General features: G+C 34.1%; 13 protein-coding genes. 9 read left to right on the top strand and 4 right to left on the bottom strand.

Annotated elements, in window-relative coordinates; genetic code table 11:
* Window positions 1–42: 42 nt before the first annotated feature.
* A complete protein-coding gene (gene nadE / locus AC061E_RS07565) occupies window positions 43–840 on the bottom strand; it encodes an NAD(+) synthase (RefSeq protein ID WP_478285682.1) in 798 nt (265 codons plus the stop codon).
* 97 nt (window positions 841–937) lie between these two features.
* Between nadE and gldB the strand changes: the two genes are divergently transcribed.
* Together gldB and gldC are read left to right on the top strand one after the other, a co-directional pair.
* The gene (gene gldB / locus AC061E_RS07560; protein ID WP_478285681.1) at window positions 938–1,894 is read left to right on the top strand and encodes a gliding motility lipoprotein GldB; all 957 of its coding nucleotides are present in this window, start codon (window positions 938–940) and stop codon (window positions 1,892–1,894) included.
* On the top strand, window positions 1,894–2,232 hold the full coding sequence (gene gldC / locus AC061E_RS07555) for a gliding motility protein GldC (protein ID WP_086453014.1): 339 nt from the start codon (window positions 1,894–1,896) through the stop codon (window positions 2,230–2,232). Before gldB ends, gldC begins: the two co-directional genes overlap by 1 nt.
* A 27-nt stretch (window positions 2,233–2,259) precedes the next feature.
* On the opposite strand, the gene AC061E_RS07550 is transcribed toward gldC, so the two are convergent.
* Genes AC061E_RS07550 through AC061E_RS07540 form a run of 3 tightly spaced genes read right to left on the bottom strand, consistent with a single transcriptional unit; the run spans window position 2,260 to window position 4,345 of the window.
* A complete protein-coding gene (locus tag AC061E_RS07550; protein WP_478285680.1) occupies window positions 2,260–2,907 on the bottom strand; it encodes a hypothetical protein in 648 nt (215 codons plus the stop codon).
* 13 nt (window positions 2,908–2,920) lie between these two features.
* Window positions 2,921–3,541 (bottom strand): ribosome biogenesis GTP-binding protein YihA/YsxC, encoded by a 621-nt coding sequence (yihA, locus tag AC061E_RS07545; protein ID WP_478285679.1) that lies wholly within the window; start codon window positions 3,539–3,541, stop codon window positions 2,921–2,923.
* A 30-nt stretch (window positions 3,542–3,571) separates the two neighbouring features.
* Complete coding sequence (locus AC061E_RS07540; RefSeq protein ID WP_086453017.1) at window positions 3,572–4,345, bottom strand: alpha/beta fold hydrolase; 774 nt, start codon at window positions 4,343–4,345, stop codon at window positions 3,572–3,574.
* Between the two features lie 372 nt (window positions 4,346–4,717).
* Here AC061E_RS07540 and AC061E_RS07535 point away from each other — a divergent pair, with 372 nt between their 5' ends.
* From AC061E_RS07535 to murD, 7 genes are all read left to right on the top strand, one after another.
* A complete protein-coding gene (locus AC061E_RS07535) occupies window positions 4,718–5,191 on the top strand; it encodes a division/cell wall cluster transcriptional repressor MraZ (RefSeq protein ID WP_086453018.1) in 474 nt (157 codons plus the stop codon).
* Window positions 5,166–6,074: a 16S rRNA (cytosine(1402)-N(4))-methyltransferase RsmH gene (gene rsmH / locus AC061E_RS07530; protein WP_176330677.1), complete on the top strand. Its 909-nt coding sequence runs from the start codon at window positions 5,166–5,168 to the stop codon at window positions 6,072–6,074. The genes AC061E_RS07535 and rsmH overlap by 26 nt, the downstream gene beginning before the upstream one ends.
* Before the next feature lie 3 nt (window positions 6,075–6,077).
* On the top strand, window positions 6,078–6,425 hold the full coding sequence (locus AC061E_RS07525; protein WP_230157533.1) for an FtsL-like putative cell division protein: 348 nt from the start codon (window positions 6,078–6,080) through the stop codon (window positions 6,423–6,425).
* Window positions 6,416–8,419 (top strand): penicillin-binding transpeptidase domain-containing protein, encoded by a 2,004-nt coding sequence (locus tag AC061E_RS07520; RefSeq protein ID WP_478285678.1) that lies wholly within the window; start codon window positions 6,416–6,418, stop codon window positions 8,417–8,419. The genes AC061E_RS07525 and AC061E_RS07520 overlap by 10 nt, the downstream gene beginning before the upstream one ends.
* Entirely contained in the window at window positions 8,416–9,879 is a 1,464-nt protein-coding gene (locus AC061E_RS07515) for a UDP-N-acetylmuramoyl-L-alanyl-D-glutamate--2,6-diaminopimelate ligase (protein ID WP_478285677.1), read from the top strand. The genes AC061E_RS07520 and AC061E_RS07515 overlap by 4 nt, the downstream gene beginning before the upstream one ends.
* Window positions 9,880–9,953: 74 nt before the next feature.
* Window positions 9,954–11,183 carry a phospho-N-acetylmuramoyl-pentapeptide-transferase gene (gene mraY / locus AC061E_RS07510; RefSeq protein ID WP_478285676.1) on the top strand — a complete coding sequence of 410 codons (1,230 nt, stop codon included), beginning with the start codon at window positions 9,954–9,956 and terminating at the stop codon, window positions 11,181–11,183.
* Between the two features lies 1 nt (window position 11,184).
* Window positions 11,185–12,516: a UDP-N-acetylmuramoyl-L-alanine--D-glutamate ligase gene (murD, locus tag AC061E_RS07505; protein WP_478285675.1), complete on the top strand. Its 1,332-nt coding sequence runs from the start codon at window positions 11,185–11,187 to the stop codon at window positions 12,514–12,516.
* Window positions 12,517–12,548: the final 32 nt, after the last annotated feature.

Below are 12,548 nucleotides of genomic sequence, written 5' to 3'. Positions count from 1 at the left end.
TCTGTAATTAATTGTAAATCAACATAAAAATTTAATTTTTTATTAAATTTTTATTTCACAAACTGGAATAGGCTCCATTTTATGGCGGTTTGCAGTGTTTAAACGTTTGTAAATTTCGAAAACAATTTTTTGTCGTCCTTCAAAATCAGATGCTTTTTTTCCAGATTCATTAGCTAACATTGCCCATTCTAATTCGTCATAACTAGCACCTAGTTGGTCTTCATCTGTTCTGTCATCGCCAAAAAGGCCATCTGTAGGGGATGCTTTTTGAATCGAAGTTGGAATTTTTAAATACTGCCCCAATTCGTACACTTCAGATTTCATTAAATCAGCAATTGGACTTAAGTCAACACCCCCATCGCCGTATTTTGTATAAAATCCTACACCAAAATCTTCAACTTTGTTTCCAGTTCCAGCAACTAGCAATCCATGTATGCCTGCAAGGTAATACAATGTAGTCATTCGTATACGGGCTCGCGTGTTTGCTAGAGAAAGGTTGAACTTTGCCTCATCAATACTGTGAGGGACACTTTGTTTAAAAGTTTCAAATACAGCAGTCAAATCAGTTTGCACGCTTTGTACGTTTGAAAATCTAGATTTTAATTGCTCAATATGCTCTTGGGCTCTCTTAACATGGCTTTCGGCTTGATGAATAGGCATTTCTACGCACAAAACCTGTAAACCTGTTTGGGCACATAAGGTTGAGGTTACTGCAGAGTCTACACCACCCGAAATTCCTATGACAAAACCATTAACATTTGCATTTTCGGCATAGGCTTTTAACCAGTTTACAATATGCATATTCACTTTTTCGGCTTCAAAAATACTTTTTTTAGTCATAATAATTCACGTTTTAAAAAGGAGGGATGTATATTTGCAAAAGCAATTTGTAGTGCACTAATTCCCAAGTTTACATACACAAATTTAATTAATTTATATGAAAAAATGCCTTTTAACTGCTGTCTTTTGTCTAGTTTTAATCTCCTGTGAGAAAAAATCAAAAATAGAGCAAGAAGTTACAGAGATTCCTGTGGATTTAAAGATTGAAAGATTTGATAAACTTTTTTTTGAAACCAAGCCAGAAAATTTGGACAAGGTTAAAAAACAGTATCCTTATTTTTTTCCAGCTGGCAATGATAATACCGTGTGGATAGAGAAAATGCAAAATCCTCTTTGGAGAGAACTTTACACAGAGGTTCAAAAAAAGTATGCCAACATAGAACCAGTAAAGAAAGAGTTAGATGATTTATTTAAGCAAATAAAATATCATTTTCCAAAAACAAGAACCCCAAAAGTGATCACTGTTATATCTGAAATGGATTACAATACCAAAGCAATTTATGCAGACTCTTTGGTAATCATTTCTCTCGAATTGTACTTAGGAAAGGATCATAAATTTTATCAATTTCCCAATTACCTAAAACAAAATTTTGAAGAAAGACAAATTGCACCTGATGTAGTGTCCAGTTTTGCCATGCGTAAAATTCCTCCGGGAACTCAAAAGGAGTTGTTGTCTCAAATGGTTTATTGGGGTAAACAGCTTTATTTGAAAGATGTACTGCTGCCTACTTACACTGATGCTGAGAAAATAGGGTACACTCCTGAACAAATAAAATGGTGTGAAGAAAACGAAAGCTACATGTGGCGCTATTTCTTAGAGAAGGAAATGCTCTATAGTAGTGAGCAAAAATTAGCACTTAGGTTTATCAATCCAGCACCGTTCTCAAAATTTTATTTAGAAATTGATAACGATTCTCCTGGTCAAGTAGGGGTATGGGTAGGATGGCAAATTGTTAGAGCTTACATGGAAAACAGTGGCGCTTCACTAGAAGAATTGTTAAAAACAGACGCAAAAGAAATCTTTGTTAAATCAAAATACAAACCCAAAAAATAATGTCAAATACCAATACATCAGAAATAAAATTTTTAGTTGAGCTTGATGAAAATCGCGTTCCAGAAAAACTAATGTGGACTGCCAAAGATGGTGGTGTAGAGCACGAAGAAGCTAAAGCTATAATGCTTTCAATATGGGATAGCAAAGCTAAAGAAAGTATGAGAATTGATTTGTGGACAAAGGACATGCCTGTAGATGAAATGAAAATTTTCTTCCATCAAACTTTAGTAGCCATGTCTGAGACGTTTCACAGAGCTACCAATGATGAAAAAATGTCGGCTACGATGAAAGATTTTTGTGATTATTTTGCAGAAAAACTGGACTTAACCAAAAAATAAAAAAAATAAGAGCTGTTCCTGCAGCTCTTATTTTTTTTGGATAGATTTCTTTTTAAGATCTTTTAAGATCTTTTTTAGACTCCCTAATACTAATTTATTGGAGCTTTTATGAAAATTGATGTTATCAATTAGTTTGTTTGATTTTTTGGTTTCCCAGATTGACTTTTGTTTTTCTGCACGATCGCTGCCAATCGCCTTTTGAGTATATATAATTTGATGTAAATTCAAATCGTATATTTCTAGAGTTACTTCAGCATTGTTTTCCTCTCTTGATTGTTCATCGTCAAATAAAGAGATTGTCCCTAATTCATCTTTATTTTTTTTGGATGATACATTTATGAAGTAATCAAATCCTGTACCTGCTTGTAGGGATTTGATTTGTTCTTTATTGGGATTAAGGGGTATGTTTTCAGGAAGGAGCAAGCCCTTTGCATCAGCCCGAAAATGATAACGGTTACTTATGTTTTCAGCAAAAAACGATGTTGCTTCCTCAGTGAGTTTTTCTCGGTTTTCCTTAGCGCTGTAGACCGTGTTTAAGAGCCATTTTCCTTGGGTAAAATCGACACCTGTTTTGTAATCATGATTTGTAAGTAGGTAGGTGCTGGATTTACAGGAAGTCAGAGCTATAAAAAGGATTCCAACTTTAAAAAAGATGCTCCTACTGTTTGAATTCATTGAAAAATTAGTTCTAAAATTGACTGTTGTTTTTAAAAACTTCTTGATTTACTTCATCTATATAGGTCAATAACTCTTCCTTCCCAGTAGATTCTGTGGCTGATGTAACAAAATATTGAGGCATTTCGGCCCAGTTATTTGCAAACATTTTCTTTTTATAGGCAGCAATGTGGGAGTCAATTTTTACTTTACTAATCTTATCGGCTTTGGTGAAAATAATACAAAACGGAATTTCACTTTCGCCCATGTATGACATGAATTCAACATCTATCGTTTGTGCTTCATGCCTAATATCAATCAATACAAAAGCGCAAACAAGTTGTTCTCTTGTTTCAAAATAATCAGTAATAAATTCTTGAAATATAGACTTCGTTTTTTTAGATACTTTAGCATAACCATAGCCAGGTAAATCCACTAAAAACCAGTTGTTGTTAATCAAAAAATGATTGATTAGTTGTGTTTTCCCTGGGCGTCCCGATGTTTTGGCTAATTTTTTGTGGTTGGTAATCATGTTAATCAAGGATGATTTTCCCACATTAGATCGGCCAATAAAAGCATACTCCGGTAAAGAGTCTTTGGGACATTTTGATACATCGGAGTTACTGATAACAAATTCGGCGGTATTAATTTTCATGTTCTAAAGGTGTAAAATGCAAACTGTGCCTTAATGTATGGCAAGATGCGTATTGGTAAGCCATTCTTCTAGCAGGCGGTTGAATTCTTCTGGATGCTCCATCATTGCAGCATGACCGCATTTATCAATCCAGTACAAAGTAGAGTTTGGTAATAATTTATGAAATTCTTCGGCAACATCTGGAGGCGTTACTTTGTCATTTTTTCCCCAAATAATACAAGTTTGTACGTGCATTTTTGGTAAATCTTTGGCCATATTGTGGCGTATAGCGCTTTTTGCAATCGTAAGCGTTTTTATTAATTTGATACGGTCGTTTACAGATTCGTATACTTCATCGATAAGTTCTTTTGTTGCAACTTTTGGATCATAGAATACGTCTTCGGCTTTCTTTTTTATGTATTCGTAATCACCTCTTTTTGGGTAACTATCACCCATGGCGCTTTCGTAAAGACCAGAGCTACCAGTAATTACAAGTCCAGCTACTTTTTCAGGATACATTTTGGTGTGATACAATGCAATATGTCCTCCTAGGGAATTTCCAAGTAAAATAACACGCTCCAATCCTTTGAAAGTGATGAAATCTTTAACGTATTTTGCAAAACTTTTTACATTAGTCTTTAAAATGTTTTGTGTGTAAATGGGTAAGTCTGGAATGATAATTTTGTAACCCTTTGAAGAAAAGTGATCGGCAACAGCATCAAAATTACTAAGTCCGCCCATAAGTCCGTGTAAAATGACAATTGGAGTCCCTTCACCTGCTTCATAATAGCTGTATCTTCCCTCTTTTTTATAGTGTTTTTCCATTTTTTTTTAATCCCTATTTTCAATTTTGACAAATATAGGATTTAATAAATAAAAATGAATTTTTAAGACAATTTTTAATTGTAAAATTATCACTAGCGTACCATAAATAATTCTTTTTATGTAGTAAAATACTAGTGTTTTTTTACGTGAAAATATCTTTTTAATTGCTTGATATTTCCATATTTTGAACAATCCTGCTACGGTTTTTATTCTTGAAGAGGGAATTAACAAAAATGAGGCTAACCTGTTGACAGTATATAAATTAAGGATTTTGGCTAGAAAGTGGTTAAACTTATTAACAAAGTGGTAGTAAGTGGTAAATTGTGGTAGATTTTTTTATATTTTTGCTCTACATCATTTAATACTTTTTGTTTGGACACAATTGTAGGAACATATGAATGCAAAGTTGATGCAAAAGGCAGGATGCTACTACCAGCACCACTTAAAAAGCAATTGGCTTCATCACTTCAAGACGGGTTTGTTTTGAAGCGTTCTGTGTTTCAACCATGTCTTGAGTTGTATCCTATGCAAGAGTGGAATGTAATGATGGCAAAAATTAACAAGCTCAATCGCTTTGTGAAAAAAAATAATGATTTTATCCGCAGGTTTACTGCTGGTGTAAAAGTGGTAGAGATTGATGCGCTAGGTAGATTGCTGGCTCCAAAGGATTTAGCAGTTTTTGCAAGTATTACTAAAGATGTTGTTTTCTCGTCATCTATTAATATGGTAGAGATTTGGGATAAAGATTTGTATGAGAAATCAATAAGTGGAGATGATCTGGATTTTGCAGATTTAGCAGAAGAAGTAATGGGGAATTTAAATGACGACAACAATGGAATATCATAATCCTGTTTTGCTTCAGGAATCAGTAGATGGTTTAAATATTCATCCTGATGGAGTATATGTAGATGTAACTTTTGGAGGAGGAGGTCATTCAAAAGAAATTTTGAAACGGCTGGGGCCAAATGGGAAGTTGTTTGCCTTTGATCAAGATGAAGACGCATTAGCCAACGCATTAGCTGATGATAGATTTACCCTGATAAATGAAAACTTCCGTTTTATAAAACGGTTTTTGCGTTTTTATGGAGTAAAGAGTGTTGACGGTATTTTAGGAGACCTTGGAGTTTCTTCTCATCAGTTTGATGTTCCTGAAAGAGGGTTTTCTACTCGTTTTGATGCGGACTTAGATATGAGAATGAGCCAGAAAAATGACTTGAGTGCTTACAAGGTGGTAAACGAATATGATGAAGCTAACTTAAAAAGAGTTTTTCTGGATTATGGAGAGTTGAAAAATGCTCCTGTACTAGCAAGGACTATAGTAGAAGCCAGAACGCAATATCCAATAAAAACTACTGATGAGTTAAAAGAGGTTTTGTCAAGGTATTTGCCAGAAAGAGTTAAGAATAAAATATTGGCTCAGATTTATCAAGCTATACGTATAGAGGTGAATCAAGAAATGGATGTTTTAAAGGAATTCTTAGAGCAATCTTTAGAAATCTTAAAACCAGAAGGACGTTTGAGTGTTATTTCATATCATTCTCTTGAAGACCGATTGGTAAAAAGATTTGTAAAAAACGGAATGTTTGATGGAGAGCCTGAACGTGATTTTTTTGGAAATTTTTCGGTTCCATTTAAAACCATCGGAAAATTAATTGTTCCCAATGCTAACGAGATTAAAGAGAATAATAGAGCAAGAAGTGCCAAATTAAGAATTGCTGAAAAAAGATAAAAAATGAAAAACGGGGTTTACAGTTTATTGAAAGCAAAGTTTCTTGTAAACGATGATGCTGTAAAAAACTGGCGATTCATTGTTTTTGGAATTGCACTAGCTATTATTATGATTGCAAATACACAAAGATTTGAACAAAAAGTATTTGAAATAGCGGCACTCTCTAATCAAGTGAAAGAATTGCGATCAGAGTTTGTAGATAGAAGATCAGAGTTAATGAAATTAAAAATGGAGTCCACTATATCTGAGAAAATGTTGCAAAAACAAATTTTTCCATCCACAGTGCCACCAGTAAAAATAAAAGTAGTTAAAGAAGAAGAAAAAAGCTTTTTCAAAAAAATATGGGAGTAGACGATAAAAATATATCCTACAGAATTTATCTGGTTGCTGCATTCATCTTTGTGATTGCAGTGGCTATTACTATTAAATTAACCAATATTCAATGGGTTGAGGGAGATTATTATCGAAAATTAGCCAAAGAAAGAACGGTAAGAAACTTTGTAATACCAGCCAATAAAGGAAATATTTACTCGGCTGATGGCAGTCTATTGGCTACATCAATTCCTAATTACGAAATACGTTTTGATGCCGTTGCACCCAAAACCGAAGTCTTTGAAAAGAATGTAAAATCACTTTCAGATTCTTTAGCAACAGTGTTGGGTAAAACATCTAGCTATTTTGAGAATGAGTTAAGAAAAGCACGTGCTAACAAGAATAGATATTATTTAATAGGTCGTAAACTAGGTTATACTTCTTATTTTAAAATTAAAGGTTTTCCATTATTTAATTTGGGAGCTTTTAAAGGCGGGATAATTGTAGAGCAAGAAACAGTTAGGGAGCATCCCATTGGTAAAATTGCCGAAAGAACAGTAGGGTACGAACGTACTCATAATGGTCAATCTGTTGATGGAAAAGGAATAGAATGGGCTTTTAGAAAATATTTGAATGGTAAAGACGGCAAGATTTTAAAACAAAAAATTGCAAAAGGACAGTGGAAACCTATTCGTGATGTAAATGAAGTTGATCCTCAAGACGGGTATGATGTGATTTCTACTATTGATGTTTATATTCAAGATATAGCACATCACGCTTTATTGAAACAGCTGGAGTCTTACGAGGCAGATCATGGATCAGTGGTAGTGATGGAGACTAAAACCGGTCATATTAAAGCAATTTCTAATTTAGGAAGAGCTAATGACGGAACCTATTATGAAACTACAAATTACGCCGTAGCAGAGTCTCATGAGCCAGGTTCTACTTATAAATTAGCAGGATTAATGGCATTGTTAGATGATAAAAAAGTAGATACAAGTGCAGTTTATGATAGCAAAAACGGAGTAATAACTTATTTTGGTAAAAAAGTAGAAGATTCTCATGAAGGTGGATACGGTAAAATTTCTTTGGCTAGAGGTTTTGAGGTTTCATCTAATACAATATTAGTTCAAGCGGTTTATAATGCATACAAAGAGAATCCGTCACAGTTTGTAAATCATCTTAATAATTATGGACTTAATAAAACACTAGGACTTTCTATCAAAGGGGAAGGAATACCTTATGTGCCTCAACCTACAGATAGAAGTTGGTCTAAAATATCATTGCCTTGGATGGCTTTTGGATACGGTGTGCATATTACACCGATGCAAACTTTAGCTTTTTATAATGCCGTTGCAAATGATGGAGAAATGGTAAAACCACAATTTGTATCTGAAATAAAAGAATGGAATAGAACCATAAAAAAATACGAGAAAGAAGTTTTGAACCCTAAAATTTGTTCTAAGGAAACCATTGTTAAACTCAAAGCAGTCTTGGCTAATGTGGTGAAAAAAGGAACGGGATCTAAATTGTTTTCTAAAGATTTTTCAATGGCAGGAAAAACCGGTACGGCGCAGGTGAACTATGGTAAAGCAGGTAGAACAGGAATGTATTACGCTTCTTCTTTTGTGGGCTATTTTCCAGCCGAGAACCCAAAGTATTCTTGTATAGTTGTTGTGCATAAGCCCAATACTGCGCTTAATAATTATTACGGTGCTGATGTGGCTGGGCCAGTTTTTAAAAGAATTGCACAAAAAATATTTACCGATGCTCCTTCAACCAATACCATAAAAAATCTTGACAGGAAAATTGATAAGCAAGAACAAAGCTATGAGGCTTACTATTTAAAAGTTCAGAAAAAGCAGAAAGTAGTTCCTAATCTTAAAGGAATGTCAGGCATGGATGCTGTAGCGCTTCTTGGAAATTTAGGGATGAAAGTAAAAGTTGTAGGTGTAGGAAAAGTGAAAAAACAGTCGTTGCAAGCAGGTGAAAATGTAGTAAAAAATGCAACAATATTATTAGAGTTATCATGAAAGTATTAAAAGACATATTATACAAAGTAGCTATAGATTCGGTATCGGGTCTTGCAGATATTCCTGTGAATAAAATAGAATTCGATTCTAGAAAAATTCTCAACGGAGATGTATTTGTTGCTATTCACGGTACAGTTTCAAACGGTCATGATTTTATAGACAAAGTTATCCAACAGGGTGCTGCAGCAATAGTATGTCAAATTTTGCCAGCTGAACTTGCACTAGGAGTAACGTATATTAAGGTTCAAGATACCAATGCGGCATTGGCTTGCATGGCTGCTAATTTTTATGAGTCGCCTTCGCAAAAACTAAAATTAGTTGGTATTACAGGTACTAATGGTAAAACCACTATTGCCTCTTTGTTATACCAATTGTTTAAAAATGCTGGGTATAAAGTTGGCTTGCTTTCTACGGTGAAAATCATGGTGAATGAGAAAGAGTATAAAGCTACTCATACCACTCCAGATTCGTTAACAATAAACCACTACCTAAATGAAATGATAGAAAGTGGTGTTGAATATTGTTTTATGGAAGTGAGTTCGCATGGGATTCATCAAAAGAGAACAGAAGGATTGCATTTTACAGGTGGGGTTTTTACCAATTTGTCTCATGATCATTTAGATTATCACCCCACATTTGCTGAGTACAGAGATGTTAAAAAAGCTTTTTTTGATGGTTTGCCAAAAACTGGTTTTGCCCTTACCAATGCGGACGATAAAAACGGATCTGTGATGTTACAAAACACCGTTGCTAATAAAAAAACGTACGCCTTAAAAACCTATGCCGATTATAAAGCACAAATTTTAGAAAATCAATTATCAGGATTGTTATTAAAAATAAACGGTCATGAAGTTTGGGTTAAATTGATTGGAGATTTCAATGCGTATAATTTGCTTGCAATTTACGGTACCGCTATAGAATTAGGACTTGATAGTTTAGAAGTTCTTAGGTTATTATCTAATTTGGAAAGTGTTTCAGGCAGGTTTCAATATATAGTATCGAATTCTAATGTAACTGCTATTGTTGATTATGCTCATACACCAGATGCTCTTGAAAATGTTTTGAAAACAATAAACACCATTCGTACTCAAAACGAGCAGCTGATTACGGTTGTGGGTTGTGGGGGTGACAGAGATAAGGCAAAAAGACCAGTAATGGCTGATATTGCTGCAAGTTTAAGTGACAAAGCTATTTTCACTTCGGATAATCCAAGGAGTGAAGATCCTTTAGAAATTATTTCTGAAATGGAAAAAGGAGTAGCTCCACATCATTTTAAGAAAACAATTTCTATTACAGATAGAATGCAAGCTATTAAAACAGCGTGTCAGTTAGCACAGCCAAATGACATCTTGTTGGTTGCAGGTAAAGGTCATGAAACGTATCAAGAAATTAATGGTGTTCGTCATCATTTTGACGATATGAAAATAGTAAAAGAACTATTAGAACAATTAGGGAAATAATTTCACATCGTTTAGTATTTAAAACGATCCATAAGAAAAAAGAAAATAAAGATTAACCAGATAAACAAAGATATATGCTGTATTATTTATTTGAATATTTAGACAAAATGATGGATGTTCCTGGAACAGGAGTTTTTCAGTACATTACTTTTAGATCAGCATTAGCCTTAATGTTATCGCTATTATTGTCTACTATTTATGGGAAACGAATCATTCGTTTTTTACAAAAACAGCAAGTAGGAGAAACGGTTAGAGAGCTTGGTTTAGCGGGTCAAAATGAAAAGGCGGGTACTCCTACCATGGGTGGTTTGATTATCATATTTGCAACGCTTGTTCCTGTTTTACTTTTTGCAAAACTGCACAACATTTATATTGTATTACTTATTGTTACCACGCTTTGGATGGGAACAATAGGATTTATTGATGATTACATTAAGATTTTTAAAAAGGACAAGCAAGGTTTAAAAGGAATTTTTAAAGTAATAGGACAAGTAGGTTTAGGATTAATTGTAGGGACAGTTCTTTATTTTCATGCGGGCGTTACCGTTCGTACAGATACGTCTACATCAGATATTTTTAGAGCACCTAGTAGCACTGTTGTGTTGCCAGCACCTATTGAAGAAAAATCAACAGCAACTACAATTCCGTTTTTTAAAAATAATGAGTTTGATTACGCCGAAGTTTTAGCTTGGACTGGAGAAGGATATGAAAAATGGGCCTGGTTAATCTTTATCCCTGTGGTAATTTTTATTATCACAGCTGTTTCAAATGGTGCGAATTTAACAGATGGTATAGATGGTCTGGCTGCAGGAACATCGGCTATTTCAGTGCTGGCGTTGGGTATTTTTACATTTGTTTCGGGAAACATTATTTTTTCCAATTACTTGAATATTATGTACATCCCTAATTCGGGAGAAATGACGGTTTTTATAGCGGCATTTGTAGGGTCTTTAATAGGGTTTCTTTGGTATAACTCGTATCCAGCATCGGTATTTATGGGAGATACGGGAAGTTTGACTATTGGGGGTATCATTGCTGTACTAGCAATTGCAGTTCGTAAAGAAATGCTAATCCCATTGTTATGCGGAATTTTTCTAGTTGAAAATTTTTCGGTAGTACTTCAGGTGAGTTATTTTAAGTACACCAAGAAACGTTTTGGCGAAGGCCGAAGAATATTTTTGATGTCCCCATTACATCATCATTATCAAAAAAAGGGATATCATGAGAGTAAAATTGTTACCCGTTTTTGGATTGTAGCCATCATGTTAGCCATACTGTCCATAGTTACATTAAAATTGAGATAATATGAGACTAGTTATTCTTGGTGGAGGAGAAAGCGGTATTGGAACTGCAATTTTAGGAAAAAAGAAAGGGTACGATGTTTTTGTATCTGACTTTGGAAAAATAAAAGGGAATTATAAAGAGGTTTTATCTCTCAATTCAATTCCGTGGGAAGAAGAAAAGCATACTGAGGATTTAATATTAAATGCTGATGTAGTCATGAAAAGCCCTGGTATTCCTGATAAATCTCCTATTGTTAAAAAACTTTTAGAGAAAGGTGTTTCGGTAATATCAGAGATTGAGTTTGCTGCTCCTTTTACAAATGCTACCATAATAGGAATTACGGGAAGTAATGGAAAGACAACGACAACCATGCTTACGTATCATTTATTGAAATCAGCTGGAGTAAATGTAGGTTTAGGAGGAAATATAGGTAAAAGTTTTGCTTGGCAGGTGGCCGATAATAAGTTTGATTATTATGTGCTTGAATTGAGCAGCTTTCAATTAGACGGTGTATTTAATTTTAAGCCACACATTGCAATTATTACCAATATAAGTCCAGATCATTTAGATCGATACGAATACAAATATGAAAATTATATCGATTCAAAGTTTAGAATAACAATGAATCAAACAGAGGAGGATTATCTAATTTATGACGCAGATGACGAAGCGATCAATAATTGGTTGACAACTCATCAAACTAAAGCAAAATTAATTCCTTTTTCATTGACAAAAACGTTCAACGAAGGGGCTTACACAATACAAAATAAAATGGAAATTAAAATTAACCGAGAGGATTTTTCAATGGATACAGATCATATCGCCTTAGAGGGAAAACATAATATGAAAAACGCAATGGCAGCCACTTCAGTAGCAAAATTAATGCAAATCAGAAAAGCTACTATCCGTGAAAGTTTGTCAAATTTCCAAGGGGTTGAGCACCGTTTAGAAAAAGTCTTAAAAATTCAAAACATTCAGTACATAAATGATTCTAAGGCTACAAATGTAAATGCTACTTTTTTTGCTTTAGATAGTATGAATGCGCCTACAGTATGGATTGTAGGTGGTGTTGATAAAGGAAATGATTACAACGAGTTAATGCCTTTAGTACGTGAAAAGGTAAAGGCAATTGTGTGTCTTGGAGTTGATAATAAAAAAATTATAGATGCATTTGGCAATGTTGTAGACATGATGGTTGAGGTAAATTCAATGAGTGATGCTGTTAAAATGGCGCAGCGCTTATCAGAGAAAGGAGATACGGTATTATTATCTCCTGCTTGTGCTAGTTTTGATTTATTTGAAAGCTATGAGGATCGTGGTAAACAATTCAAACAAGCAGTTAAAAGTTTGTAATCAATTAAATGAGTTAAAATAGTTTGATCTAC

The sequence above is a fragment of the Flavobacterium sp. GNP011 genome, from assembly GCF_056428925.1.
Note: the sequence above shows the minus strand (reverse complement) of the source record. Positions and strands in the feature narration are given on the sequence as shown.

What these genes read in the sequence shown, in the direction of transcription:
- nadE (WP_478285682.1), bottom strand. Translation starts at nt 840, where the DNA reads ATGACTAAAAAAAGTATTTTTGAAGCCGAAAAAGTGAATATGCATATT.
- gldB (WP_478285681.1), top strand. Translation starts at nt 938, where the DNA reads ATGAAAAAATGCCTTTTAACTGCTGTCTTTTGTCTAGTTTTAATCTCC.
- gldC (WP_086453014.1), top strand. Translation starts at nt 1,894, where the DNA reads ATGTCAAATACCAATACATCAGAAATAAAATTTTTAGTTGAGCTTGAT.
- AC061E_RS07550 (WP_478285680.1), bottom strand. Translation starts at nt 2,907, where the DNA reads ATGAATTCAAACAGTAGGAGCATCTTTTTTAAAGTTGGAATCCTTTTT.
- yihA (WP_478285679.1), bottom strand. Translation starts at nt 3,541, where the DNA reads ATGAAAATTAATACCGCCGAATTTGTTATCAGTAACTCCGATGTATCA.
- AC061E_RS07540 (WP_086453017.1), bottom strand. Translation starts at nt 4,345, where the DNA reads ATGGAAAAACACTATAAAAAAGAGGGAAGATACAGCTATTATGAAGCA.
- rsmH (WP_176330677.1), top strand. Translation starts at nt 5,166, where the DNA reads ATGACGACAACAATGGAATATCATAATCCTGTTTTGCTTCAGGAATCA.
- AC061E_RS07525 (WP_230157533.1), top strand. Translation starts at nt 6,078, where the DNA reads ATGAAAAACGGGGTTTACAGTTTATTGAAAGCAAAGTTTCTTGTAAAC.
- AC061E_RS07520 (WP_478285678.1), top strand. Translation starts at nt 6,416, where the DNA reads ATGGGAGTAGACGATAAAAATATATCCTACAGAATTTATCTGGTTGCT.
- AC061E_RS07515 (WP_478285677.1), top strand. Translation starts at nt 8,416, where the DNA reads ATGAAAGTATTAAAAGACATATTATACAAAGTAGCTATAGATTCGGTA.
- mraY (WP_478285676.1), top strand. Translation starts at nt 9,954, where the DNA reads ATGCTGTATTATTTATTTGAATATTTAGACAAAATGATGGATGTTCCT.
- murD (WP_478285675.1), top strand. Translation starts at nt 11,185, where the DNA reads ATGAGACTAGTTATTCTTGGTGGAGGAGAAAGCGGTATTGGAACTGCA.